Source organism: Pseudomonas sp. Z1-14 (genome assembly GCF_051132005.1).
In the GTDB taxonomy this organism is placed as follows: domain Bacteria; phylum Pseudomonadota; class Gammaproteobacteria; order Pseudomonadales; family Pseudomonadaceae; genus Aquipseudomonas.
Genome location: NZ_CP071646.1, coordinates 2,415,761 through 2,441,364, shown reverse-complemented (window position 1 = coordinate 2,441,364; position 25,604 = coordinate 2,415,761). Strand labels below are relative to the sequence as shown.

Annotated in this window: 20 protein-coding genes and 1 tRNA gene; 16 read left to right on the top strand and 5 right to left on the bottom strand. The window is 61.8% G+C overall.

Annotated features, from left to right (window positions below):
* The first annotated feature begins 2 nt into the window (after positions 1-2).
* From treZ to J3P89_RS11155, 10 genes are all read left to right on the top strand, one after another.
* Positions 3-1,805, top strand: a complete 1,803-nt coding sequence (treZ, locus tag J3P89_RS11200; RefSeq protein WP_434697547.1) for a malto-oligosyltrehalose trehalohydrolase — start codon at positions 3-5, stop codon at positions 1,803-1,805.
* The gene (gene malQ / locus J3P89_RS11195; RefSeq protein ID WP_434697546.1) at positions 1,802-3,880 is read left to right on the top strand and encodes a 4-alpha-glucanotransferase; all 2,079 of its coding nucleotides are present in this window, start codon (positions 1,802-1,804) and stop codon (positions 3,878-3,880) included. The genes treZ and malQ overlap by 4 nt, the downstream gene beginning before the upstream one ends.
* Positions 3,877-6,663, top strand: a complete 2,787-nt coding sequence (locus tag J3P89_RS11190; RefSeq protein WP_434697545.1) for a malto-oligosyltrehalose synthase — start codon at positions 3,877-3,879, stop codon at positions 6,661-6,663. The genes malQ and J3P89_RS11190 overlap by 4 nt, the downstream gene beginning before the upstream one ends.
* Positions 6,664-6,683: 20 nt before the next feature.
* Complete coding sequence (locus J3P89_RS11185; protein ID WP_305500620.1) at positions 6,684-7,037, top strand: DUF2934 domain-containing protein; 354 nt, start codon at positions 6,684-6,686, stop codon at positions 7,035-7,037.
* Positions 7,038-7,183: 146 nt separating this feature from the next.
* Positions 7,184-9,343: a glycogen debranching protein GlgX gene (glgX, locus tag J3P89_RS11180; protein WP_434697544.1), complete on the top strand. Its 2,160-nt coding sequence runs from the start codon at positions 7,184-7,186 to the stop codon at positions 9,341-9,343.
* A 245-nt stretch (positions 9,344-9,588) separates the two neighbouring features.
* Positions 9,589-10,353 carry a PIG-L deacetylase family protein gene (locus J3P89_RS11175; RefSeq protein ID WP_434697543.1) on the top strand — a complete coding sequence of 255 codons (765 nt, stop codon included), beginning with the start codon at positions 9,589-9,591 and terminating at the stop codon, positions 10,351-10,353.
* Positions 10,354-10,994: 641 nt separating this feature from the next.
* A complete protein-coding gene (locus tag J3P89_RS11170) occupies positions 10,995-11,795 on the top strand; it encodes an endonuclease/exonuclease/phosphatase family protein (RefSeq protein WP_434697542.1) in 801 nt (266 codons plus the stop codon).
* A 165-nt stretch (positions 11,796-11,960) separates the two neighbouring features.
* Positions 11,961-14,384: an autotransporter outer membrane beta-barrel domain-containing protein gene (locus tag J3P89_RS11165; RefSeq protein WP_434697541.1), complete on the top strand. Its 2,424-nt coding sequence runs from the start codon at positions 11,961-11,963 to the stop codon at positions 14,382-14,384.
* Between the two features lie 292 nt (positions 14,385-14,676).
* On the top strand, positions 14,677-15,579 hold the full coding sequence (locus tag J3P89_RS11160) for an autotransporter domain-containing protein (protein ID WP_434697540.1): 903 nt from the start codon (positions 14,677-14,679) through the stop codon (positions 15,577-15,579).
* A 195-nt stretch (positions 15,580-15,774) separates the two neighbouring features.
* The gene (locus J3P89_RS11155) at positions 15,775-17,400 is read left to right on the top strand and encodes an NADP-dependent glyceraldehyde-3-phosphate dehydrogenase (protein ID WP_434697539.1); all 1,626 of its coding nucleotides are present in this window, start codon (positions 15,775-15,777) and stop codon (positions 17,398-17,400) included.
* Positions 17,401-17,413: 13 nt separating this feature from the next.
* Here J3P89_RS11155 and J3P89_RS11150 read toward each other — a convergent pair whose 3' ends face one another.
* Entirely contained in the window at positions 17,414-18,307 is an 894-nt protein-coding gene (locus tag J3P89_RS11150; RefSeq protein ID WP_434573777.1) for a DMT family transporter, read from the bottom strand.
* Positions 18,308-18,440: 133 nt separating this feature from the next.
* Between J3P89_RS11150 and J3P89_RS11145 the strand changes: the two genes are divergently transcribed.
* Entirely contained in the window at positions 18,441-18,878 is a 438-nt protein-coding gene (locus J3P89_RS11145) for an Lrp/AsnC family transcriptional regulator (protein ID WP_434600994.1), read from the top strand.
* 213 nt (positions 18,879-19,091) lie between these two features.
* Here J3P89_RS11145 and J3P89_RS11140 read toward each other — a convergent pair whose 3' ends face one another.
* Complete coding sequence (locus J3P89_RS11140) at positions 19,092-19,763, bottom strand: Bax inhibitor-1/YccA family protein (RefSeq protein WP_434630496.1); 672 nt, start codon at positions 19,761-19,763, stop codon at positions 19,092-19,094.
* A gap of 124 nt (positions 19,764-19,887) precedes the next feature.
* Between J3P89_RS11140 and J3P89_RS11135 the strand changes: the two genes are divergently transcribed.
* The 3 genes from J3P89_RS11135 to J3P89_RS11125 all read left to right on the top strand — a co-directional run bounded on the left by J3P89_RS11135 (position 19,888) and on the right by J3P89_RS11125 (position 22,916).
* A tRNA-Ser gene (locus J3P89_RS11135) sits at positions 19,888-19,975 on the top strand.
* A 122-nt stretch (positions 19,976-20,097) separates the two neighbouring features.
* Positions 20,098-20,955 (top strand): SPFH domain-containing protein, encoded by an 858-nt coding sequence (locus J3P89_RS11130; RefSeq protein WP_305501228.1) that lies wholly within the window; start codon positions 20,098-20,100, stop codon positions 20,953-20,955.
* A 134-nt stretch (positions 20,956-21,089) separates the two neighbouring features.
* On the top strand, positions 21,090-22,916 hold the full coding sequence (locus tag J3P89_RS11125; RefSeq protein ID WP_434697538.1) for a DAHL domain-containing protein: 1,827 nt from the start codon (positions 21,090-21,092) through the stop codon (positions 22,914-22,916).
* A 58-nt stretch (positions 22,917-22,974) separates the two neighbouring features.
* Here J3P89_RS11125 and J3P89_RS11120 read toward each other — a convergent pair whose 3' ends face one another.
* Positions 22,975-23,166: a DUF2188 domain-containing protein gene (locus J3P89_RS11120; RefSeq protein ID WP_434630493.1), complete on the bottom strand. Its 192-nt coding sequence runs from the start codon at positions 23,164-23,166 to the stop codon at positions 22,975-22,977.
* Between the two features lie 102 nt (positions 23,167-23,268).
* Positions 23,269-24,168 (bottom strand): polysaccharide deacetylase family protein, encoded by a 900-nt coding sequence (locus J3P89_RS11115; protein ID WP_434697537.1) that lies wholly within the window; start codon positions 24,166-24,168, stop codon positions 23,269-23,271.
* 237 nt (positions 24,169-24,405) lie between these two features.
* Between J3P89_RS11115 and J3P89_RS11110 the strand changes: the two genes are divergently transcribed.
* Positions 24,406-24,660: a DUF6555 family protein gene (locus tag J3P89_RS11110; protein WP_305500602.1), complete on the top strand. Its 255-nt coding sequence runs from the start codon at positions 24,406-24,408 to the stop codon at positions 24,658-24,660.
* Between the two features lie 153 nt (positions 24,661-24,813).
* Positions 24,814-25,044 (top strand): hypothetical protein, encoded by a 231-nt coding sequence (locus J3P89_RS11105; protein ID WP_305500600.1) that lies wholly within the window; start codon positions 24,814-24,816, stop codon positions 25,042-25,044.
* Here J3P89_RS11105 and J3P89_RS11100 read toward each other — a convergent pair.
* Positions 25,041-25,604: a hypothetical protein gene (locus J3P89_RS11100; protein WP_434697536.1), complete on the bottom strand. Its 564-nt coding sequence runs from the start codon at positions 25,602-25,604 to the stop codon at positions 25,041-25,043. The two genes, J3P89_RS11105 and J3P89_RS11100, sit on opposite strands and share 4 nt — an antisense overlap.

The following is a 25,604-nucleotide window of genomic DNA, read 5'->3' as shown; positions in this document are numbered from 1 at the left end:
CGATGCCGTCAAGGACGCCTGAAACCTGGACCCACGGCGCGGTCTTGCTCGATTCCGAGCACACCCGCTTCGCGCTATGGGCCCCGGATGCCTTTTACGTCAGTGTCGAACTCGACACTGGAGAATCCATACCGATGCTGCCCCAGGCCAACGGCTGGTTCATGATCCAGGCCCGTTGCCCCGCTGGCACTCGTTACCGCTTCAACATCGACGGCGAGCTGGAGGTGCCCGATCCAGCCTCCCGCGCCCAGGATGGTGATATCGATCGCCACAGCGTGGTGGTCGACCCCCACGCCTACCAATGGCGACACACCAACTGGTCCGGTCGCCCCTGGTACGACGCCGTCATTTACGAACTGCATGTTGGCGCCCTCGGTGGTTTCGAAGGCGTCGAGCAGCAACTGGCACGCCTGGCCGGGCTTGGCGTGACCGCCATCGAACTGATGCCCCTGGCGCAGTTTCCCGGCGATCGCAACTGGGGCTACGACGGTGTATTGCCCTACGCTCCCCAGGCCTCCTATGGCACGCCGGACCAGCTCAAGCATCTGATCGACAGCGCCCACGGCCATGGCTTGGCGGTCATTATCGACGTGGTCTATAACCACTTCGGCCCCGATGGCAACTACCTGCACCGCTACGCCAAGGGCTTCTTTCGCGAAGACAAGCACACACCCTGGGGCGCAGCGATCGACTTCCGGCGTCGCGAGGTCCGCGACTTCTTCATCGAAAACGCGCTGATGTGGGTGCTCGAATACCGTTTCGACGGCCTGCGCCTGGACGCCGTGCATGCGATCGAAGACCCGGACTTCCTCCAGGAGCTCGCCACCACGGTGCGCCAACAGGTCGACCCGACGCGCTACGTCTGGTTGACCGTCGAGAACGAACACAACCAGGCCAGCCTGCTGGAGCACGGCTACGACGCCCAGTGGAACGATGACGGGCACAACGCCTTGCACGTGCTGCTGACCGGCGAGACCGATGCCTATTACGCTGACTATGCCGAGCAGACCACGGAAAAGCTCGCGCGCTGCCTGAGCCAGGGGTTCGTGTTCCAGGGCCATACCAACCGCCACGGTGAATCCCGCGGCGAGGCCAGCGGTCACCTGCCGCCCAGCGCTTTCGTCCTGTTCCTGCAAAACCACGACCAGATCGGCAACCGGGCCTTGGGCGAGCGCCTGCACCAGCTGGCCCCGCCACAGGCGCTGCAAGCCGCGACCGCCTTGTTGCTGCTGTCACCGATGATCCCGCTGTTGTTCATGGGCGATGAAGTGGTCGCCGAACAACCGTTCCTGTTTTTCACCAGCCACCATGGCGAACTGGCGGAGTTGGTGCGCGAAGGTCGACGCAACGAATTCAAGGCCTTTGCAGCCTTTGCCGACCCCGAGAAACGCGAGCGGATTCCCGACCCGAATGCGGCCGGCACGTTCGACGCTTCACGGCCCAACCTGGAAGCCCATCAACCGGAACAACTGGCCAGCGAAACCCTGTATCGCCAGTTATTGAAGATCCGCCGTGAGGAAATCGTCCCGCGCCTGCCCGCCGCCCATGCCCTGGGCGCGGATGTGCTGGGCCATGGCGCCGTCAGCGCGCGCTGGCAGATGGGCGACGGCAGCGTGTTGCGCATCGACCTGAACCTCAGCGACAAGCCGGTCGAACACAGCGCACCGCAAGATGCGCAGATTCTTTTCGAACATCCACCGCAGGCCATGGGTCTGTTGCAACAAGGGGTGCTCACGCCCCACAGCGCGCTGGTCAGTCTGACGCAAGCGACAACCTTGCCCAATATCACTGGAGAGCGCCTATGAGCGATGCGCAACTGGAAATCCTCGCTGGCCGAGCGGGCCTGGCGGTGGACTGGATCGATGCCAATGGCCGTGCCCAGAAAGTTACACCCGCGGTGTTGCGCTCGGTCCTCACCGGCCTGGGGCATCCCGCCGGCACTGCCCAGGAAATCGACGCCAGCCTGTTGCAGTTGCAGGAAGACCAACAGAACCATCGCCTGCCGCCGCTGCTTACCGCAGACGCAGGCGTGAATGTTGACCTGAGCCGCTATTTCGAACCCGCGACCCCGTGCGAGATCCAGCTTGAAGATGGCGCGACGCTGAATCTGAAACTTGACGCCGACGCGACGCTGCCGGGGATCGTCCCGGTGGGCTATCAGCAGGTCAGCATCCAGGGCCAGCATTTCACCCTGGCGGTGGCGCCCGCCCGTTGCTACAGCGTGGCGGATGCGGTGGACGACCCGACCCCCAGGGTCTGGGGCCTGAGCGCGCAACTTTATTCCCTGCGCCGCCCCGGCGATGGCGGCTTCGGCGACACCCAGGCCCTGGAAGAACTGGCCCGGGTGGCCGGCGAACGTGGTGCCGACGCCCTGGCCATCAGCCCGATGCATGCGATGTTCAGCAGCGATACCGGGCGCTACAGCCCATATTCGCCCTCCAGCCGGCTTTTTCTCAACAGCCTGTACGCCGCGCCCGGCACCATCCTTGGCGAGCGTGCGTTGCGCACGGCCATCGACGCCACCGGCTTGACCAACCAGTTGCGCAGCCTCGAAGAGCAGCCGCTGATCGACTGGCCGGTGGCTGCCGAAGCCAAGCAGCGGGTTCTTCGCGCGCTGTACGACGGCTTCAGCCAGGGCGAACATCCGCTGCATGAGGATTTCAGCAGTTTCCGCCACAGCAGCGGCGAGGCCCTGGAAAACCATTGCCGCTTCGAAGCCCTCCAGGCCGATCGCGCCGCTCGGGGCGAAAGCCTCGACTGGCGCCAGTGGCCGAAAGAATGGCGCGATCCGCGCAGCGCCGCGCTGGCCCGTTTCGCCGAAGAGAACGCAGATGAAATCGGCTTCTACGCCTTCTGCCAATGGTTGATTGCCCGCTGCCTGGAGCGCGCCCAGAGCGCGGCGAAGTCCAGTGGCATGGGCATCGGCCTGATCGCCGATCTCGCCGTGGGCGCTGACGGCGCCGGCAGTCAGGCCTGGAGCCGCCAGGATGAATTGCTCGCCTCGCTCACCGTCGGCGCACCGCCGGACATTCTCAACCGCTCCGGACAGGGCTGGGGTATCTCGGCGTTCTCACCAGAGGGGCTGGTACGCAACGGTTTCCGCGCTTTCATAGAAATGTTGCGGGCCAATTTCGCCCACGCCGGCGGCTTGCGCATCGACCACATCATGGGTCTGCAACGATTGTGGGTGATCCCCAACGACGCCCCGCCCACCGATGGCGCCTACCTCTATTACCCGATCGATGATCTGCTGCGGCTGCTGGCCCTGGAATCCCATCGCCACCGGGCCATCGTGCTCGGCGAGGACCTTGGCACCGTGCCCGAAGGCCTGCGGGAAAAACTCGCGGCCCGCGCCATCCTCGGCATGCGGGTGCTGTTGTTCGAACAGGACAATACCCACTTCAAGCCGATCCTCGATTGGCCGGATGACGCCCTGGCCACTACCAGCACCCATGACCTGCCGACGCTGAACGGTTGGTGGCACGGTCACGACATCGACTGGAACGCCCGGCTGGACCTGATCGACTCCCACACCGAGATGGACTGGCGCCGGCACCGCCAACGCGAGCGTGACGGGTTACGCAATGCATTGAACCAGGACCCGCAGAATTTTCGCGAAGAACACCGCGAAACCGACCAGGTGCTGGACGCCAGCGTGCGCTTCCTCGGTCATACCCGCGCGCCGCTGGTGCTGCTGCCCCTGGAAGATGCCCTGGGTATCGACGAACAGGCCAACCTGCCCGGCACCACCGACACTCACCCCAACTGGCGGCGGCGCCTGGCTTTGGAAAGCCGCGCGCTGCTGGATGACCCGGACGCCGCACGGCGTCTGGAAATACTCGCCTGCGCGAGACTTCAGGCGAACGAGCGTGACCGATGAACCAGACACTGATCCAACCGCTGCAGGCCACCTTGCGCCTGCAATTTCATAAAGGCTTCACCCTCGACGATGCCGTAGCGCAAGTGCCCTACTTCGCAGCGCTGGGCATCAGCCACATCTATGCGTCTCCCCTGCTTAAGGCTCGTGCCGGGTCCATGCACGGTTACGACGTGGTCGACCCGACCCAGGTCAACCCGGAGCTGGGCGGAGAGGCTGCGCTCAAGCGCCTGGTCGCCACCTTGCGCGAGCACCGGATGGGCCTGATTCTCGATATCGTGTCCAACCACATGGCCGTTGGCGGCAACGACAACCCCTGGTGGCTGGACCTGCTGGAGTGGGGACGCTTGAGCCCTTACGGCGAATTCTTCGACATCCAGTGGCATTCCCCCGACCCGCTGATGGAAGGCCAGTTGCTGCTGCCATTCCTGGGCAGCGACTATGGCGTGGCGCTGCAGGAAGGCACGTTGAAACTGCGTTTTGATTCCGCGCAAGGCAGCTTCCATGTCGAACATTACGAGCACCGCTTCCCCATCTGCCCGATGCAATACGGTGAGCTGCTCAAGCCTGCGGACGCTCTGGAGCCCGAGCAGATCGACGCGCTCAAGGCGCTGGCCGAGCGCTTCACCACGCTGAACTACCAGACCGACGCCCACTCCCTCGCCCGCCCGCTCCGGCAAGAGCTGCGCGATCTCGCCACGCAATCGGCCATTCTCAGCGCCATTGAAGACAACCTGCGCGGCTACGATTCCACCGAGCCCGCGGGTTTCGAGCGCCTGCACCAGTTGCTCGAGCGCCAGAGCTACCGGCTCGCCAGCTGGCGCACGGCGGCAGACGATATCAACTGGCGGCGCTTCTTTGATGTCAACGAACTGGGCGGCCTGCGGGTCGAGCGGCCGGCGGTGTTCGAGGCGACCCACGCCAAGATCTTCGAACTGATCGCCGCAGGGCTGGTGGACGGCCTGCGGATCGACCACATCGATGGCCTGGCCGATCCTCGCGGTTACTGCCGCAAGCTGCGCCGTCGCGTCGACTCGCTCTCGCCCTCGCGGCACCTGCCGATTTTCGTCGAGAAAATCCTCGGCGACGGCGAAACCCTGCGCCGCGACTGGACCATCGATGGCAGCACCGGTTACGAATTCATGAACCAGATTTCGCTGTTGCAACACGACCCGGCCGGCGCCGAGCCCCTCGCCGAGTTCTGGAGCCGGCACAGCGAGCGCCCGGCGCACTTCATCGAAGAGGCCCGCCTGGCCCGCCAGCAGATTCTCAACGGCTCTCTTGCCGGAGATTTCGAAAGCGTCGCACAGGCCCTGTTGCAAGTCGCCCGGGACGACGTGATGACCCGCGATTTGACCCTGGGGGCGATTCGTCGGGCGTTGCAGGAGTTGATCGTGCATTTCCCGGTATATCGCACGTACATCAGTCCTCTGGGGCGCTCCGCCGAGGACGAGGTGTTTTTCCAGAAAGCCCTGGAAGGCGCCCGGCAAACCCTGAGCGAAGCCGATTGGCCGGTGCTCGACTGCCTGGCCGACTGGCTCGGTGGCATGCCATGGCGCAAGCGGCCTCGCGGCAGTGAGCGCAAACGGCTGCGCCATGCCTGCGTACGCTTCCAGCAACTGACTTCGCCGGCAGCGGCCAAGGCTGTCGAGGACACCGCACTGTATCGCTCGGCGGTACTGCTTTCGCGCAATGACGTGGGCTACAACACCGAGCGCTTCAGTGCCCCGGCCGAGGAATTCCATGAAGCGTGCCGGGAACGGCTCGAACACTTTCCCGACAACCTCGTCACCACCGCGACCCACGACCACAAGCGCGGCGAAGACACCCGAGCCCGGCTGGCAGTGATCAGCGAACGCCCGGACTGGTACACCGCGTGCGTGGAGCAATGGCGCATCCTCTCGCCGTCGCTCCACAGCGACCCGGCAGCCCCATCGGCCGGTGATGAACTGATCCTCTACCAGGCCCTGCTCGGCAGCTGGCCGCTGGACCTCGACCTGCAGGACCCCAAAGCCCTGGCCGACTACAGCGAACGCTTGTGGCAATGGCAACGCAAGGCCCTGCGCGAAGCCAAGCTGCAAAGCAGCTGGGCGGCGGTCAACGATGCCTATGAGCAAGCCACCCAGATGTTCCTTGAGCGGTTGCTGCTGTGCGACGAGGGCCTGCCGTTGCGCAGCGCCATCGCCGAGGCGGTCCAGGCCATCGCTCCGGCGGGCGCCCTCAACAGTCTGGCGCAAACCTTGCTGCGCATGACCGTACCCGGCGTCCCGGACCTTTACCAGGGCAACGAGTTCTGGGATTTCAGCCTGGTGGATCCGGACAACCGTCGCCCGGTGGATTTTAATGCTCGCCGTGAGGCGGTACAGGGCGACAGCTCACCGGCGACGCTGGTACGCGACTGGCGCGACGGTCGGGTCAAGCAGGCACTGATAGCGCGGACGCTGGCCTTGCGCGCCGAATACCCGCAGCTGTTTCGCCAAGGCAGCTATCAACCGCTGCCGGTGCTTGGCGAACACGCCGGGCGGGTGCTGGCGTTCATGCGCGAATACCAGCAGCAGCGGGCGATCGTGGTGGTCCCGGTGCACGCCGCCCGCCTGCTGGAAAACGGTGCCTTGCCCCACGTGGCTGCATCGGACTGGGGCGATACCCGGGTGTCGTTACCGTTCGCCGCCGAGGATGGAAAACTGAAGGGACTTTTTGCAAGCGCAGCAGTCACACCCCAAAGGGAGCTGATGGTCAGCGCCGCGCTGGGGGATTTCCCGGTCAATGTCTTTATTGAATCTTGAGTTTAGTCAGGAGCACTGCGATGAGTACCGACGATAAACGCATTCGTGAATTTGCCTATCAGATCTGGGAGTCGGAGGGTAAGCCCGCCGGGCAGGAAAAACGTCACTGGGAAATGGCGCGCAAACTGGCTGAAGCCGAGGCACTGGCGCCTAGCAAGCCGCCAAAAGCAGCGAGCAAGACCGCCGCCAGCAAGACTGACGGCACCAAGCCGGCACCCGCCAAGAGCGCTGCGACCAAGACCGCTGCGAAGAACACCACGCCCAAGGCCAAGCCTGCGGCCAAACCCTCCGCGGCGACTGCCGCAGTGGTCCCGCCCGCCGACAAGGCGGCCGCGAAGAAGCCACGAGCGGTGCGCAAACCACCGGCGGTCTGATCCAGCGAACTCATCGTTCTCAAGCCCGTGCTCCTTCCAATGAAGGGGCCTGCTTGTGGCGTGGCGCTTTATCGTCTCGCCATAAGCGCAAGGCACGCAGTCCTGCGTGCGTCGCATCACCGAATCTGTCTTTTGCAGGAGCAACTATGACCCGTCCAAAAAAAACCACGCCGCCGCCGGTTATCGAGGCTTCGCGGATTCGTGAAGGGCTGCCGTTTCCGCTTGGCGCGACCTGGGATGGCCTGGGGGTCAATTTCGCGTTGTTCTCAGCCAACGCCACCAAGGTCGAACTGTGTATTTTTGATGACACCGGCGAAGTCGAACTCGAACGCATCGAGTTGCCGGAGTACACCGACGAGATTTACCACGGCTATCTGCCCGATGCCCATCCGGGGCTGATCTACGGCTACCGTGTCTATGGCCCTTACGATCCGGAGAATGGCCACCGCTTCAACCCCAACAAGCTGCTCATCGATCCCTACGCGAAACAGCTGGTGGGAGAACTGAAATGGTCCGAGGCCTTGTTCGGCTACACCATCGGTCACCCCGACGGCGACCTCAGTTTCGATGAACGCGACAGCGCCCCTTTTGTGCCCAAGTGCAAGGTCATCGACCCGGCCCACACCTGGGGCAACGACCATCGCGTCAGCGTGCCGTGGGACAAGACCATCCTCTACGAGACCCATGTACGCGGCATCACCATGCGCCATCCCGCGGTGCCTGAGAACCTGCGTGGCACCTTCGGCGGCCTGATGGTCGACGATGTACTCGAACATATCCGCAAGCTGGGGGTTTCTTCGGTCGAACTGATGCCCGTCCATGCGTTCGTCAATGACCAGCACCTGCTGCATAAAGGCATGACCAATTACTGGGGCTACAACAGCATCGCCTTTTTCGCCCCGGACCCGCGTTACCTGGCCAGCGGCAAGATCGCCGAGTTCAAGGAAATGGTCGCGCACATGCACGAGGCCAATCTTGAAGTGATCCTCGACGTGGTCTACAACCACACCGCCGAGGGCAACGAACAGGGCCCGACCCTGTCCATGCGCGGGATCGACAATGCCTCGTACTACCGGCTCATGCCCGACGACAAGCGCTATTACATCAACGACTCGGGCACCGGCAACACCCTCGACCTGAGCCACCCGTGTGTGCTGCAGATGGTCACCGACTCCCTGCGCTACTGGGCCACGGAAATGCACGTCGATGGCTTCCGCTTCGACCTGGCGACGATCCTGGGTCGCTACCATGACGGTTTCGATGAACGCCACAGCTTCCTCGTCGCCTGTCGCCAGGATCCGGTGCTGCGCCAGGTGAAACTGATCGCCGAGCCTTGGGATTGCGGGCCTGGAGGTTACCAGGTCGGAGGGTTCCCACCGGGCTGGGTCGAATGGAACGACAAATTCCGCGATACCGTGCGCGCCTTCTGGAAAGGCGACGACGGCCAACTCGCTGACTTCGCCAGCCGCATGACCGCTTCGGGCGAAATGTTCAACCAGCGCGGTCGACGCCCTTATGCCTCGGTGAACTTCGTCACCGCCCACGACGGTTTTACCTTGCACGACCTGGTGTCGTACAACGACAAGCACAACGAAGCCAACGACGAAAACAACCAGGACGGCAGCAACAACAACCTGTCCTGGAACCATGGCGTCGAAGGCCCGACGGATGACCCCGAGATCAACGCGCTGCGCCACCGGCAGATGCGTAACTTCTTCGCAACGCTGTTGCTCGCCCAAGGCACGCCGATGATCGTCGCGGGCGACGAGTTCGCCCGCACCCAGCATGGCAATAACAATGCCTACTGCCAGGACAGCGAGATCGGCTGGGTCAACTGGGACCTGAGCGAGGATGGCGCGGCGCTGCTCAAGTTCGTCAAGCGTCTGATCAAGCTGCGCCTGACTTACCCGATCCTGCGGCGCGGACGCTTCCTGGTGGGCAATTACAACGAGGACATCGGCGTCAAGGATGTCACCTGGTTGGCCCCGGATGGCAACGAGATGACCATTGAACACTGGCAGGACGGCCAGAACCGCTGCCTGGGAATGCTGATGGACGGACGCGCCCAGGAAACCGGTATCCGCCGCAAGGGGGCCGACGCTACCTTGTTGCTGGTCGTCAACGCACACCATGACATCGTCAACTTCCGCTTGCCGGAGGTGCCGGAAGGCAGTTTCTGGACGTGCATGTTGGACACCAACCAGCCGACGGTGCGCGGCCAGGAGCGCTTCGATTTTGATGCCGAATACTCCGTGACCGGCCGCTCGTTGCTGTTGTTCGAGCTGCAACGCGACGAAGAGGAATAAGACGGCAAATCGACAAAACCGCAGGGACGCGGTTTTTCTGGTCGCTCACACGACGCAGTTCGAATAAAAAAAAGCGGTTCAGATACGCAATCTGACGCGACGAAACCGCCAGCATAGTCAATACTTCGCGTACGGCGGTTCCAGGACTCGGAGCGCCGCGAATCACAGTCAGCCCTGCGGGGCGACGCCGGGCAGTCGGTCCGGTGCATGACTGAACGATTGAACAGCACAAGGACGTAGCCTCTATGAAACCCGCCTCCCGCTTGCAAGGCCGGCAGCATCCCCAGATATGGAACAGCGCGCCGCAACTGGCCGACATTCCCATCATCAGCACCCAGACACTCATACCCGCCGGCTCCCGCGCGGTCATCCTTGCCCCGCACCCGGGCGACGAGGTCGGTGCCTGCGGCGGACTGCTCCAGTTGTTGAGCAACCTGGACCATCCCATGCTACTGATCTCCGTCACCGACGGCAGCCTCGGCCATCCGGGTTCGCCATTATGGAACGATGAGCGGCTGCGCACGTTCCGCCCCCACCCTCAGGAAAGCGTCGACGCCCTGCATCGCCTGGGTGTGCCGCCCAACGGCCTGCAATGGGTGCGCGGCGGCTTCTCAGAAAAGAGCCTGGCCGAGCACGAGGAGCCACTGGCCGCGTTCATCGGTCATCATCTTCGCCCCGGTGACGTGGTATTCAGCACCTGGCGCCAGGACGGCGACAGCGATCACGACACTGTCGGACGCGCAGGAGCCCTGGCAGCCGAAGTTATCGGTGCGGTGTTCAATGAACTGCCGGTATGGGCGTGGCATTGGCCCCTCCGCGAACAGAAGAGGATCCCCTGGCATCGGGCTCGCAAACTGCGTCTGGATGTCTGGACCACCGCCCGCAAGCGCCACGCCATGCATGCTTACTCCAGCCAGCTCAACGGTGAACCGGCCAGCGGTATCGCACCGCTGGTACCGCGGGTGATTCTCGACCGCATGGGCATGCCGTACGAAATCGTTTTCATCTGATTAGCCCCCTGTCCTGTGGCTAGGGCCTGTTTATCCGGTCACCACAACCTTGTGGGAGCGAGCCTGCTCGCGAAGGCGGGCTGACGGCTGGCGGGGATTTTTTTGACTGGGTACGTATCCATTGCTGCGGTAACGGCTGCTTGGGGTTCCGCCCTTACGGCGGGTCACTTTTGGAAAGAGCGCCAAAAGTAACCAAAAACGCTCTGCCCCACCACTCGGCACCTCGCCTGGGCTCGGTGTGCCCTCACTCCGGCATTGCTCCGTGGGCCCGCCGCGAAGGGCCATCCATGGCCCAGCGCGGCTAACCCGGCATCCATGCCGGGTTGCCCACTGCGCAATGCCTGCGTTCGGCCAGCGTGGTTAACGGGGCGCCCCAGATCAAGATCAAGATCAAGATCAAGGTCTAAAGCGATGCTCCGGATGGCGCAGCTCCACTGTGGGAGCGGGCCTGCCCGCGAAAAGGACAGTCCATTCAGCATCTTCATCGCCTGAAACACCGCCATCGCGAGCAGGCTCGCTCCCACAGGATTTTGTGTTGTGCCTGGGTGCTCCGGATGGCGCGGACTCCACATTCAACAATTCCGGAACTGCCGCAGCCGCGGTCAGTCGCATGAACACATACGTCTGATTCAGGAGTGAACGTGACTGGCGATTCCAACTGGCAGGCCGAGCAACCCGCGGCGGCGGATGCATCTGCGGCGGTTCATCGGCTGCGGGTCCTGACGGTCAATACGCATAAGGGGTTTACCGCCCTCAACCGCCGCTTCATCCTGCCCGAACTGCGCGAAGCGGTACGCAGCACGGGGGCCGACCTGGTATTTCTCCAGGAAGTGCTGGGTGAACACGACCGCCACGCGTCACGCTATGACAATTGGCCCCAGACCTCGCAGTACGAGTTCCTCGCCGACAGCATGTGGAGCGATTTCGCCTATGGCCGGAACGCGGTCTACCCCGACGGCCACCATGGCAATGCCCTGCTTTCAAAATATCCGATCCGCCAGTTCCGCAATCTCGACGTGTCCATCACCGGCCCGGAGCGGCGCGGGTTGCTGCACTGTGTACTGGACGTGCCAGGGCACGCGGAAGTCCATGGGATCTGCGTTCACCTGAGCCTGCTCGAAAGCCATCGCCAACTGCAGCTTCAATTGCTCTGCAAACTACTCGATTCGCTGCCCGAAAACGCGCCCGTCATCATTGCGGGGGATTTCAATGACTGGCAGTTGCGCGGCAACACCACCCTCGCCCGCCGCCGCTACCTGCACGAAGCCTTCGAACACCACCATGGCCGCCCGGCCAGGACCTATCCGGCGCGTTTTCCCCTGCTGCGCCTGGACCGCATCTATCTGCGCAACGCCACCAGCCATGCGCCGCAGATTCTCGGCAACCGACCTTGGACACACCTGAGTGACCATTTGCCGCTGTCGGTGGAGGTGCACCTGTAGCCGCGGTCACCGACGCTGACCTGTAAGATCTGACAGTAGCGACCCTCACCATCCGTTGTTAGCGTGCCCCACATACAGCAAGCGTTGCCAGGCCCGTGAGCCTTCTGTAGAGCAACCGAGGCTGGATTGCGGCATGCCACGGATGCCGATGCTGAGGGAAAGCAGATGAGCTTGCGCAATCATGGCGTCAACCGGCTGTTCAATGCCTTGTGGCTGACTACACCGCTGTTGCTGGACGCATCGCCCGCCATGGCGGCATGCACCCTGACGCCGACGACAGGCAATGACAGTTATGTCTGCGACAGCGGCACCAGCCCCGGATTGAGCGACCTGTCGGGAGATAACCGCCTGACGATGCCGGCCCATGGCAGCGGTGTGATCCAGGGAGACATCACCTTCGGCGCCGGAGCCGATTACGTCGAGATCAATCCCGACGGCATCGTGGCAGGCGACGTGCAACAAGGCTCGGGCACCGATGATTTTGTCATGCGCGGCGGCAGCATCCAGTCACTGGCCCAGGGCGATGGGCTCGATACGTTCCTGATGACCGGCGGCACCATCGTCGGCGCGTTCGAAGACGGAGACCAAGCGACGATGACCGGCGGCACCATCGGCCGGGTCGACATGAAACTCGACGATAATATTTTCGACATGTCAGGTGGGCAGATTCTTGGCAATCTGGTGACCGGCTTTGGTCGGGACACCATTATCGTTAGTGCGGGACGCATCGGCGGAAACGTCAGTGTCAGTGGCGGTGACGACCGGATCGCCGTGAGCGGGGGCGAGATCGTCGGCGAGGTTCGAGCCAGTTTCGGTAATGACCAGTTGCAGTGGAGCGGCGGCCTCATCCGCTCCGCCATCCTGATGGGCGAAGGCAACGACACGGCGCTGTTGAGCAACCTGGATAAAACCCTGCTCGCCACCACACCCAGCCTGGATGGGGGGTTGGGCCAGGACACACTGGCTTTTGTGGCCAGCACGACCGGCGATGGCGCCCGTTACCTCAACTGGGAATCGGTCAGCCTCACCCAAGGCTCGCGCCTGGACTTGGGCGACACGCTGGTCTTGGGCGACGGTATCACCGGCACCGGCACGCTGAACATCGACGCAAGCAGCCTGTTGACGGCCAGCCAGGGCAGCATTCGCCCGTTCACCGCTGGCCAGATGGCGACGCTTGAAAATGCCGGAACCATCGACCTCGGCGCAGGCAACACCCGCACCAGCGACACCCTTACCGTACAAGGCAACTACGTCGGCAATGGCGGCCAGTTGCGCCTGCAGACGCTGCTTGGTGCAGACGACTCGCCGAGCGACAAGCTGATAGTCAACGCCGGCACGCTTGGCGGCAGCACGGCCATCACCGTCACGAACATCGGCGGTGCAGGTGCCTTGACTGCCCGCGACGGTATCGAGCTGGTCCAGGCTCAGGGCGGCGCCGTCAGCGACAGCGGGGCTTTTTCATTGGCGCGATCGGTGTCGGCCGGCGCGTTTGATTACCGTTTGTTCAAGGGCGGCGTGACCGGTAATGAAAACAGTTGGTATCTGCGCTCGACCGTGGTCGCCGGTCCGATCGCCGTGGCCAGCCCCACGCTGCCGGCCTTGCCCGTCGCCGTGCCGGGCGCAGCGCCCATTGCGCTGTACCGTCCGGAAGTACCCGTCTGGTCGGCGTTGCCTCCCGTCGCCGCCCAACTGACCCTGATGGCCCTGGGCACGTTCCATGATCGCCAGGGCGACCAACGCCTGCTGACGGAAACCGGCGCCTTCGGGGCCGGTTGGGGCCGAGTCTACGGCAAGGACCTCGATCAGACCTGGGCCGGCACGGTGACACCGAGGTTCGACGGCTCCATCAAGGGCTTCCAGGTGGGTAACGACCTTTACAGCGAGCCGGTCTTCGACGGCCAGACCCAGCGCATCGGTTTTTTCGTTGGCCATAGCGAATTGAACGGCAACGTCGACGGCTACAACCTGGGGTTCGAAGGGCGGCGCGCCGGCAAGGTTGAACTCGACGGCGACAGTTATGGCTTGTACTGGACGCTGACCGCTCCGTCCGGTGGTTACATCGACACGGTGGTCATGGGCACCCGGCTGAATGGGGACAACAGCTCCGAGCGCGGCCTCAAGCTGGATAATCGCGGGCATGCGCTGACCCTTTCGGCGGAAGCCGGCTACCCATTTGCCGTGGGCAGTGGCTGGGTCGTCGAGCCACAGGCACAGATCATCCATCAGAAGATCTCCCTGGACACCCAGGATGATGGGATTTCCAAAGTCGAATTCGATTCCGACAGCGCCTGGACCGGCCGGCTCGGTGCCCGTCTCAAGGGTCGCTACCTGATCAGCGACACGCCGGTGGAGCCGTACCTGCGGGCCAATGTCTGGCACACGTTCTCCGGCACCGACACGGTGACATTCGACGACGCCCAACGGATCGAGACCCAACAACGCAGCTCAACCGCCGAGCTGGGCGCGGGCGTCATCGTCAGCCTTGCGCCTGCGGTCAGCGCCTACGCCGGAGTGGACTACGGCAATAACCTCGACAGCAACCAGCAACGCAGCGTGGCCGGAAATGTCGGCGTGCGAATCAGTTGGTGATCGAGGATGGCGACTAATTGACGCCTGATAAGAGTCAAAAATAACCAACTGTAATCAACCATTTACTGAACACTGATTTCAGCGTGCCACTGGTCGGCCATTTTCTTGACGCGCCCGCATCAGTCCTCTTGACTACAACGTACTACCCCCGGAAACACAGTCAGGGGCAGGCCTCTGGAATCCCGTTACGACGGGCTGCCAGAGGCTTGCCCCAACCCAATCGGTCGCCCCTCATTCGGGGTAGGAGAGACGCCCTGAGCGAGAGATACATGCGATTGCAAGGCAGGCCCCCATGAAAACGTCCCAGCGCCCCCAAGCTCTTCAAGCTACCCTCTGCACCGTCTCCACTTCGTTATTGCTGTGCTCCTCCATGGAGCTCCAGGCCGAGCCCGCCGGGCGGCCGGCTTCCCTTTGGTATGACCGAATGCCAGCCGACGGCCAGACGGACAAGGACGCCGTAACGGGCAGGAGCCCCGCCCTGCTTACCCTGCGAAACGACAGCGGTCACACCCAACGGATGGGTTTGATCAGCGCTTTTCACCAGATCACTTCCAACCATGGCGGACTGCTGGTTACACCGGCCATGAGCGATCCCGGCAAGGATGCGCTGAACCTGCAGGGCCCCAGCCTCGGCGCCTACTGGAGCCTGACCGGTCCGGCAGGCTGGCACCTGGATTTGAGCGCGAGCGGCGGACGCGTCAATGGTTACAGCCTGACCGAACAAGGCCAGCGCCAGGCCACCGAGGGCAACGCCGTCACGCTGTCGGTCGAGGGCGGATTTCCCATCGGCATCAGCGATAACTGGATCGTCGAACCCCAGGCCCAACTGATCAACCAGCGCATCACACTCAACACACCGAATGCCGGCAATGGCAACAACAACAAACTCAACAGCTGGAGCGGCCGCGTCGGCGCCCAACTCAAAGGTACGTACCAGGTCAACGGCCTGGGCGTGGAGCCTTACGTGCGCACGAACCTGTGGCACACGGTGCAGAGCGCCGACACCCTGAGCCTGGACAAGGTCGAAAAAATCAGCAGCAGCCGCAAGGCTTCTACCGTTGAGGTGGGCCTGGGGCTGGTGGCCCGGGTCACGCCGGTGGTAAGCCTTTATGTCAGCGCTGACTACAGCAGCGACGTCGACGACAACGACCTCAATGGCGTCATTGCCAGCCTCGGCGTGCGGATGCGCTGGTAAGTGCTCGCCTTTCACACCCGCTCCCTCGTGGCGAGAAACCGGCATCTTCGCCACGCGGGCATTGCGCTCGGCGGAGTGAATGGCATGGCCTCGCGTCCCGGCACACTTAAAAAACACCTCCATTAAGGCGTATAACGCTAAAAGCGATTCATGCCTGCCGCAGCCCATGGCTCATTTCATTGATGGAGTAACGACATGACCACAGCCAACTTCCTCGCCAATCTGTTCCCCGGTGCCGCCGACATCCCGCCAGCCTACCGCCTCGAAGGCCAGGTGGAGCAGCGTGAATACCTGGTCGATGGCGTCTTGAAGACCTGGCAGGGTCCGCTCGCCACGGTGCGTAGCCCGGTGTACCTGGCCGGCGCCGATGGCGATGAACAGGTCATTCTCGGCAGCACGCCATTGCTGGATGCCGAGACCGCCCTCACGGCCCTTGACGCTGCCGTCCGGGCCTATGATCGCGGCCAGGGCCAATGGCCGACCATGCGTGTCGCCGAACGCATCCGTCATGTCGAGACCTTTTTGGCGCGGATGCGCGAACAGCGTGAGGCGGTGGTCAAGCTGCTGATGTGGGAGATCGGCAAAAACCTCAAGGATTCCCAGAAGGAATTCGACCGCACCTGCGACTACATCGTCGATACCATCAATGCCCTCAAGGAACTGGACCGTCGATCCAGCCGCTTCGAGCTGGAACAGGACACCCTCGGACAGATCCGTCGCGTGCCATTGGGCGTGGCCCTGTGCATGGGCCCTTACAACTATCCGCTGAACGAAACCTTCACCACGCTGATTCCGGCGCTGATCATGGGCAACACGGTGGTGTTCAAGCCGGCCAAGCTCGGCGTACTGCTGGTACGGCCGCTGCTGGAAGCCTTTCGCGACAGCTTCCCCGCCGGCGTGATCAACGTGATCTACGGCAGCGGCCGGGAAACCGTCAGCGCCCTGATGGCCAGCGGCAAGATCGACATATTCGCCTTCATCGGCACCAACAAGGCCGCCAGCGACCTGAAGAAACTCCATCCACGCCCCCATCGCCTGCGTGCCGCGCTGGGGCTGGACGCGAAGAATCCTGGCCTGGTGCTGCCCGACGTCGACCTGGACAATGCCGTCAGCGAGGCGCTGACCGGTTCGCTGTCCTTCAACGGCCAGCGCTGCACCGCGTTGAAGATCCTCTTCGTCCACGAAGACATCGCTCCGGCGTTCATCGAGAAATTCAATGCAAAGCTTGCTGCGCTGAAACCCGGCATGCCATGGGAAGACGGCGTCGCACTGACGCCATTGCCCGAAGCGGGCAAGGTCGATTACCTGCATTCGCTGGTAGCCGATGCGATCGCCAAGGGTGCCGGCGTCATGAACCAGCACGGCGGCGAGTCCCGGGCTTCGTTTTTCTACCCGGCGGTACTCTATCCGGTGAACACCGCCATGCGGGTCTATCACGAAGAACAGTTCGGCCCGGTCGTGCCCATCGTGCCGTACCGCGACGTCAATACCGTGATCGATTACGTCCTCGAGTCCGACTTTGGCCAGCAACTGAGCATTTTCGGCACCGACCCGGCCACAGTCGGCAGGCTGGTGGACACCTTCGCCAATCAGGTCGGGCGCATCAATATCAACGCCCAGTGCCAGCGTGGCCCGGACACCTTCCCGTTCAACGGCCGGAAAAACTCCGCCGAGGGCACATTGTCGGTTCACGACGCACTGCGGACCTTTTCGATCCGCACATTGGTCGCGACCAAGTTCCAGGACAACAACAAGGCGCTTATCAGCGACATCATTCGTGAGCGGGATTCGAACTTCCTGACCACCGATTACATTTTCTGATCAGCACCGACCCTCAACTCAGGGCTGGGCGGCGCGACTTGATGCCCCAGCCCTGCTGCATGCCGGCAGCCGCAAGCAGGATCGCCGCCACACCCAGCCATTGCAGCGGCTCGAGGCGATGGCCGAAGGCAAACCAGTCAACGAAGATCGCCGCGATCGGGTAAATAAAGGACAGAGCGCCCGTCACGGCAGTCGGCAAGCGTTGGATCGCGCTGTACAGCAGTACGTACATCACGCCGGTATGAATCATGCCGAGGGTCAGCAGGCTGGCCCAGGCCTCGGGTTGCTGCGGCAAGGCCGAGAAATTCGCCCATGGCGCCAACAAGAGGATGCCGGTGGCGACCTGGATCAACGCGATCAAGTGCGGCGGCGTGCCGGTCAGGCGCTTGATGATCAACGCCGCAACGGCGTACAGGAATGCCGCCCCCAGCGCCAGGGCGATACCCACCAGATAATCCTCGCCTCCCTGCCCCTGCTCGCCGTGGGCGCTGACAATGGCCAGCATCCCGAGAAACGACACCGCCAGCCAGAACAGCTTCTGCGCAGTGATTTTCTCTCCCAGGAACAGCGCGGCCAGCCCCACCAGCATGAAGGGCTGGACGTTGTACACCGCCGTACCGATGGCGATCGAAGCGCGGGAGTATGAAGCGAACAACAACACCCAGTTACCAACGATCGCAACACCACTGAGCACCGCCAGCAGGAAGGTCGTGCGGGTCAGGATATCCCGGCGCAGGAAACCGAAACCAGCGCAGATCAACAACAACGTGCCGGCGCCAAACACGCAGCGCCAGAACACCACATCCAGCACCGGCAGGCCGGACACCAGCACGAACCAGCCGATGGTTCCGGAAATCAGCATGGCGGCGGTCATTTCGAGCGAACCGCGGCGTAGGGTCTTGTCCATCTTCAGGCTCCTTCAGTGAATGGACACAGTATGCCGACCCGCCTGGGTGCTTCTCCATGGTTTGAAAAAGGCTAGACTGGCTTTCGACCTTTTTTATCAAGGCAACTTCGAGCATTTGCCTAACGGAGCGAAAATGACTGACGACATCGACCAGATCCTCATCAGCGCCTTGATGGAAGACTCACGACGTTCCCTGAAGGCCTTGGCGAGCCTGAGCGGCCTTTCATCCCCCAGCGTTGCCGAACGCCTGCGCCGGCTGGAGGAACGTGGCGTGCTCAAGGGCTACACCGTCGAGGTCGATCCAAAGTGCTTTGGTTATCAACTTCAGGCAATCGTGCGCATCCGTCCGTTACCGGGGCAGTTGCAGGAAGTGGAGCGGCAGATCCAGGCCATCGGCGAATTCACCGAATGTGACAAGGTGACGGGGGAAGACTGTTTCATTGCGCGACTGCACGTGCGCTCGATGGAGCAGTTGGATGTGCTGCTGGACAAGTTGAATGTGCTTGCCGAAACCAATACGGCGATCGTCAAGAAGACACCGGTCAAGCGGCGTTTGCCGCCGATGGAGTGAGGGCTTTTGAAGTGACCGCATTTCTGTGGGAGCGAGCCTGCTCGCGAAAGCAATATCACAGTCGATGAAGATGTTGGACATGCTGGCCTCTTCGCGAGCAGGCTCGCTCCCACAGGGGCCGGTATCCGAGTACAAAAAAACGGCGCCTTCCCTTTCGGGAAAGCGCCGTTTTTTACTTGAACAGCTCAGGCCATGACAGCCGTCACCGCCCTATCAGTCGTCGCGACTCATCAACCCGAACAGTTGCAGCAGGCTGACGAACAGGTTGTAGATCGATACATACAGGCTGACGGTCGCCATGATGTAGTTGCGCTCGCCGCCATGGATGATGGCGCTGGTCTGGTAGAGGATGCAGACCGACGAGAACAGCACGAAGCCGGCGCTGATCGCCAGTTGCAGGCCGCTGATCTGGAAGAAGAAGCTGGCCACTACCGCACCCAGCAACACGAAGAAACCGGCGGTGATGAAACCGCTCAGGAAGCTCATGTCCTTACGCGAGATCAGCACGTAGGCCGACAGACCACCGAACACCAACGCCGTCATGGCGAAAGCCGAGCTGACCACTTCGGCGCCGCCCTGCATGCCCAGGTAGCGGTTGAGGATCGGGCCGAGCAGGAAGCCCATGAAACCGGTCAGGGCGAAGGCCGAAACCAGGCCCCAGGCCGAATCGCGGAGCTTGTTGGTGAGGAAGAAAAGGCCGTAGAAACCGATCAGCACGACAAAGATGTTCGGGTAACCGACACGCATCTGTTGTGCGACGAAGGCCATCACACCGCTGAAAGCAAGCGTGAGTGCCAGCAGGCCATAAGTGTTGCGCAGGACGCGGCTAACCTCTAGCTGCTCAGCCTGCACGCTGTTGTTCACTGCGTAATCCTGTTCGCGCATGGCGACACTCCTCCGGTTTTGAAACATTCAGTGGCAAGGATAATAACAGACGCTCTGTAACAAGCTACGTAGAGAGTTTGACAGTGTGTTTCATTCGGGTATTATGGCGCCCGCAACGCAGTACGGAGGTGTGGCCGAGTGGTTTAAGGCAACGGTCTTGAAAACCGTCGACTGTAACAGGTCCATGAGTTCGAATCCCATCGCCTCCGCCATCTTCTAACGTTAAAGCCCTGATCATTCAGGGCTTTTTCGTGTCTGGCGTTTGAAAAAACAGTGACGGTCTTCACAAAGGAAACAGTGCATGCCATCCCCTACCCCACTCAAGGAAAGTAAAGTGACCAGCAAAACCATCGGTTCGATTGTCGCGGCAATTATCGGCGTGGTCCTGTTATGCGTGTTCTTTGGCAGCTGGTACACGGTTGATGAAACCGAGCGTGGCGTGCTTTTGCGCAACGGCGCCCTGGTTGGGGTGGTTGAGCCGGGCCTGTCGTTCAAGACGCCTTTCATCGAGTCGGTCCGCCTGATCAGCACACAGAGCCAGGTGACGTCCTATGACGACCTCCAGGCGTACAGCAAGGACCAGCAATCGGCCGAGCTCAAGGTGTCCGTGTCCTGGCATATCGCGCCTTCCGATGTGGCGAAGGTCTATACCCAGTTCAAGGACCTGGAAGGCATTCGCGACCGGATGATCAGCCGCCAGGTGCCGACTCAGGTGGAAAACGTGTTCGGCAAGTTCAACGCCGTCGCCGCCGTGCAGAACCGCGTGCAACTGGTCAATGATATTTCGGCGGCGATCAAGGCAACGATCACCGGGCCGGTGATCATCGACAGCGTCCAGGTTGAAAACATCGATTTCAGCGACGCCTACGAAAAAGCCATCGAAGCGCGCATGGCCGCTGAAGTGCAGGTCAAGACTCGTGAGCAGCAGCTCGCCACCGAGCAGGTCCAGGCTCAGATTCGGGTGACCCAGGCCCAGGCGGAAGCCGATTCGCAAGTTGCCCAGGCCAAGGCCGACGCGCTGGCCACCGAGCTGCGCGGCAAGGCTGAAGCCGAGGCGATCAAGGCGCGCGCCCAGGCGTTGGCCAGCAACCAGAACCTGGTTGAGCTGACCAAGGCCGAGCGTTGGAACGGTGAACTCCCCACCACCATGCTGCCCAACACCGCGCTGCCCTTCATCGATCTCAACAAGTAATGCCCCTCGGCGCGGCCAGTCCTGGCCGCGCCTCCTCGCAGCACAGTGTGCCCGGAGCACATCCGTCCGCCTCGTTGACGCTACACTTTGCTCACTGACGCATCCGACGTTTGAACGTTAGCAGGGAGCTCCACGTGTACCCAGGCCAAAGCAGCTCGAAGAAACACCCCGTCTCCCTTATCAAGAAATACAAATGGCCCGCCCTGTTGGCCACCGCGCTGGTTGTGTTTTCAGCCCTGATATTCTTCCTGATCAAGTCCTACACGGGCGACACCGCGACCTTCTTCGAGTCACGCGACTTCATCCGTCAGCTCAAACAAGCCGACGCCAACTGGAACGTGAAGATTCTCAGGAAAAAAATAGGCGTCAGCAACAACCTGTCACTCGCTCCGCCAGCCGACGCGCATAGCCGATGGGAGCAATTGGAGCAACTGAACAGTTCCGGTCCACTGGCTGCACTTTGGGCGTCGAGACGCAACGGTTACATGGACGCGGTCAGGAACAAGACCCTGTTGGTGGAACAGTTCGAGCAGCACAATGCCAATCTGCGCGCCTCTCTGGATGCACTTCCAACGGTAGAGGATGAAATTCAGACGCTGCTGCAACAGATGAAGGATGACGGAGAAATCGCTCGGCTGACGGCAGCCTCCAGCGTTCTCGACCTGGCGCTGACCACACTGGAATACGCGCTTTATGTCACCTCGGACAAAGCCAGCGAACTGCAAGAACAGCTAAGCGAACTCGAACATCGGATCGACCAGTTGCCCTCGTCCTATCGGCCGGCTTTCACCTCACTGACCCGGCACGTCAAGACCGTCATCCAGGAACAGCCAGTGGTAAACGATCTGCTGGATCGCATCAGCGTCATCCCCGTCGCCCAGGAACTGGACAGCATCAACGAGCTGCTCAACGAAACGCAGCGCAGGACGGCCGCGACCGATCGCAAATATCATATGTACCTGGCCGTCTGCGCCAGCCTGATGGCGCTGTTGATGATCTACCTCGCCGTACGGCTGGTGCGCAGTTCTTCGCTCATCAACCAGATCAACCATGAGCTGCAAACGTCCAACGACAAGCTGGAGCAACGCGTGGAGGAGCGTACGCGCGAGTTGAAGGAGGCCGAGCGTGAGCTGGTGGACTCCGCGCGCATGGCAGGCATGGCCGAGATCGCCACGAACGTGTTGCACAACGTTGGCAACGTCCTCAACAGCGTCAACATCTCAGCGGAACTGGTGACGCGCAAGTTGAAGAACAGCAAGACGCAAGGGCTGGGCAAAGCGGTAAGGATGATGAATGAACATGCCACGGACCTGGGCCAGTTCATCACCGAGGATGAAAAAGGCAAGTTGTTGCCCCGGTATTTCAATGAACTGGTGGATTCCATCGCCACCGAACAGGGGTTGCTGATTGAAGAACTCGCGCAACTGACCAAAAGCATCGACCACATCAAGGAGATCGTCACGACTCAGCAGACCTATGCCGGGGCTGCGCGGCTGATCGAGCCGCTGAATGTGGCCGACCTGTTCGAAGATGCATTGCGCATGAATTCGGGGGCGCTCAGCCGACACCAGGTCACCGTGATCAAGGATTATCAGGACATTCCGATGATCATGGGCGACAAGCATCGCCTGCTGCTGATCCTGATCAATCTGATCAGCAATGCCAAGGCCGCCATGTCCAACGTCGAGCCGCCAAGGGAAATGACCCTGGGGGTCCGCATCGTCGATCAGACAACGCTCTGCGTCAGCGTCAGGGATCGTGGCGAAGGGATCGCGCCTGAAAATCAGGCGAGGATCTTCAACCACGGATTCACCACCCGCAAGGATGGCCACGGTTTTGGCCTGCACAGCTGTGCCCTGGCGGCGGTGGAGATGAACGGTCGCCTGCAGGTTCAAAGCGACGGACCGGGGCAAGGCGCCCTGTTCACTTTGGAAATCCCGTTGGAACTGGCATTTTCCTGAGACAGGTTGACTTCGCGGCGAGCGTCTACTCCCGCCGCGAAGTCAACGGAGCGTCTGTTTACCTGACGTTCGCGGACGCAGCGCTGCGGCGTTTCCGGGCGGGCAACGCGGCGGCATAGGCCAACGCCTCTTCGCGCGAAGCAAAGGAACCCAACCGGTCCGCCTGGGTGCAGACCCTCCAGGGCCCGCTGTTCACGCTGAGCACGTCATAGCCGTTGATGTGCATTTTGGTCAGCATCGCAGTACTCATGATCGTCACCTCCTCAAGAAAACGGGGTTACCGCGCCTACCTTACTCCCGGTGCGCCCATAAGGGCCAACCGAGCGTCGCCACGCTGGCTCGTCAACGCCCCTCAGTCAGGATTTCGCTTCCATAACCAATCCCACAGACCGGGCAGGCGCACCGGCTGGGTGGCGTCCTTGAGGGTCCGGGCCATCGCTGCGCGCTCCAGCGCCTGGCGATCGTCATAGAAAGGTTTCGCGTAGGTCTTCAATCCGGTGGCCTGGGCGCTGTCGATCAGGATCTGCAGATATTCCCGCGCATGACGGGCGGTATAGCGGTTGAGGTCATGGAAGGTCACTACCACCGGAATCACTCCATCCACCGCAGGCAACTGCCCGGCGGCGATGCGCTCACGCACCTCCGAGAGCTGGCGTAGCAGGTTTATCCGCCTGCGAGGACTCAGGGTAATGCCCCAGACCTTGCCATCGTTGGCGCTCAGGTCAGTCAGCAAAACATGCATGCCATGCCGTTGATAGGCGGCGAAGGTGCGCGGGTCATAGCTCCAGAATGGCGGCCGGACCAGGGTCGGCGGTGCGCCGGTAACCGCGGCGATGTCGGCTGCACCGTGGGTAAGCGAAAGCTCCAGCTCATCGGGATCGAGGGATCGATGGTTGGTGTGCCAATGGGTAGCCGTGTGAAAACCCAGGACATGCCCCTCGCGCTGCTCACGCTGCAGCACCGAGCGACCGATGTCGCTGCCACCGGCCCGTGGCGCTCGCGTCTGGACAAAAAACAGCGCCTTGATTCCCGGCTGCACCGGGTTGTCCGCAAGGGCGTCGAGCACGTCCAGGCTCGGGTTCCAGAAGGATGAGGCGCTGGGACCGTCATCGAATGTCAGGAGGAAACGGATCGGCGGCTGGACGCGCAAGCGTTGCTCGGTTTGCGCGGTCAGCTCGATGGGCGGGCCGATACATCCCGACAGGCCGTTGGCAAGCAGCACCACAAGCAGTGCCTTGGCGATCTTATTCATGTCCTGCCTTTATTCAGTGCCAAACCTGCGTCGCCTTCGATCCCTGGCACCGGTGTTGAAGCCCACCTTGGAGAAGGTTAACCGGGTTTGGTTCCTCACCATAAGCGCCTTCATTCACGGTGTGTGATACATCTCACGCGGCAGCCCTGCCCGCCCCGATTTTGACCGTCCGGAAATTCGATGGAATTTTCCGAACGCCTCCGTATCCATCCGTATAGGATCAATTAGGGAGGATTTATGGGCGGTCCATCGCTTTACATCATCGACTACGTGCTCCATGGCGAGCCCAAGTCTTTCATCATTCGTGCAGAAGTGATGAATAACTCCGAAGCTTGGCACTGGGCCAGTTGCGATGCGGGTGTCGGACGTATACCCAAATTCGGCAGGGAAAAAGTCAAGCGGGTCTCCAAACCCATGGCAGAAAAATATGGCATTACCGATGTGCGCTGGCGAGCTTCCGTCGCGCCGTCCTGGGTCAGGGAGTCAGGCTGAAACAGACATGAACACGCCCGGCGTACCGATTGTCCAGTCGTGCGCCGGGTATCGAACGATCAGAAATATCTCAACTACGCTTAACTGCAGCATGGCCCGCCGTCACTGGCGGGTTTTGTGCTGCCCCATCCTGACCTTTAACGGAGGTGTGACATGTCTGAAAAAGAGTCCATCACCACCCTGTTGACCTTACTGGAATCGCGCCAGGCGCGGCTGACAGCCGCCTGCAAGGAAATTGCCGACTGGGTCGACCACCAGGGCGGGCACCCCGCCGCCGTACGAATCCGCGACCGACTCAATGACATCGAGAAGGACGCCCCCACGATCCAGAGCGCGCTGTCCTCATTGAAGCCCGCGGAACCGCCGCTGCCCAAGTTCCGTTAGCCATCGCCCCAGGCAGGCCTCCCCTGTTCCATGGTTGAAAAACAATGGAACGAGCATGTTTTTTGCGCCTCGATATCGTTAGGTATCGGTGCAAAAATCGTCTTGAAAGGGAGAACATCATGAATGCCAAGGTCCTGCTTCTGATCGCCTGTGCCAGCCCTGCGACTGTCCTGGCGCAAGGTTGTGACGTCATCACCCGGTCCCAGAGCCAAGCGGTGCCGGAAATCGAAACCCGCAGTTGTTATGAGTACAAGGGTGTTCCTGCCGAAGCCATCGGCTGGTCGTGCAGTAACGAAAGCAAAGGCACGCTCAGCACCGAGAAGAAACCCGTCGAACGCTGCGCCGAGGGTTATGTAGCCACCTGCCAGGCGAGGCTGACCCAGGAGGCCCTGGCCAATCCCCGTTCCACCAGCAAGGACCGCAGCGGCAGCTCGGCGAATCTTCCGGACAATGCCCAGGTCACCCGGTACTACTACGGCGCAGAACAGCTTCAGCAAGCGAAAAAGGACTGCGAAACCACGGCGGCCAATGGAAAAACCGTTGACCGGGGTGGCCCGCAT

Excerpts from the sequence above, each read along its gene's own strand:
- treZ (WP_434697547.1), top strand. The coding sequence starts at position 3 with ATGCCGTCAAGGACGCCTGAAACCTGGACCCACGGCGCGGTCTTGCTC.
- malQ (WP_434697546.1), top strand. The coding sequence starts at position 1,802 with ATGAGCGATGCGCAACTGGAAATCCTCGCTGGCCGAGCGGGCCTGGCG.
- J3P89_RS11190 (WP_434697545.1), top strand. The coding sequence starts at position 3,877 with ATGAACCAGACACTGATCCAACCGCTGCAGGCCACCTTGCGCCTGCAA.
- J3P89_RS11185 (WP_305500620.1), top strand. The coding sequence starts at position 6,684 with ATGAGTACCGACGATAAACGCATTCGTGAATTTGCCTATCAGATCTGG.
- glgX (WP_434697544.1), top strand. The coding sequence starts at position 7,184 with ATGACCCGTCCAAAAAAAACCACGCCGCCGCCGGTTATCGAGGCTTCG.
- J3P89_RS11175 (WP_434697543.1), top strand. The coding sequence starts at position 9,589 with ATGAAACCCGCCTCCCGCTTGCAAGGCCGGCAGCATCCCCAGATATGG.
- J3P89_RS11165 (WP_434697541.1), top strand. The coding sequence starts at position 11,961 with ATGAGCTTGCGCAATCATGGCGTCAACCGGCTGTTCAATGCCTTGTGG.
- J3P89_RS11160 (WP_434697540.1), top strand. The coding sequence starts at position 14,677 with ATGAAAACGTCCCAGCGCCCCCAAGCTCTTCAAGCTACCCTCTGCACC.
- J3P89_RS11155 (WP_434697539.1), top strand. The coding sequence starts at position 15,775 with ATGACCACAGCCAACTTCCTCGCCAATCTGTTCCCCGGTGCCGCCGAC.
- J3P89_RS11150 (WP_434573777.1), bottom strand. The coding sequence starts at position 18,307 with ATGGACAAGACCCTACGCCGCGGTTCGCTCGAAATGACCGCCGCCATG.
- J3P89_RS11145 (WP_434600994.1), top strand. The coding sequence starts at position 18,441 with ATGACTGACGACATCGACCAGATCCTCATCAGCGCCTTGATGGAAGAC.
- J3P89_RS11140 (WP_434630496.1), bottom strand. The coding sequence starts at position 19,763 with ATGCGCGAACAGGATTACGCAGTGAACAACAGCGTGCAGGCTGAGCAG.
- J3P89_RS11120 (WP_434630493.1), bottom strand. The coding sequence starts at position 23,166 with ATGAGTACTGCGATGCTGACCAAAATGCACATCAACGGCTATGACGTG.
- J3P89_RS11115 (WP_434697537.1), bottom strand. The coding sequence starts at position 24,168 with ATGAATAAGATCGCCAAGGCACTGCTTGTGGTGCTGCTTGCCAACGGC.
- J3P89_RS11110 (WP_305500602.1), top strand. The coding sequence starts at position 24,406 with ATGGGCGGTCCATCGCTTTACATCATCGACTACGTGCTCCATGGCGAG.
- J3P89_RS11105 (WP_305500600.1), top strand. The coding sequence starts at position 24,814 with ATGTCTGAAAAAGAGTCCATCACCACCCTGTTGACCTTACTGGAATCG.
- J3P89_RS11100 (WP_434697536.1), bottom strand. The coding sequence starts at position 25,604 with ATGCGGGCCACCCCGGTCAACGGTTTTTCCATTGGCCGCCGTGGTTTC.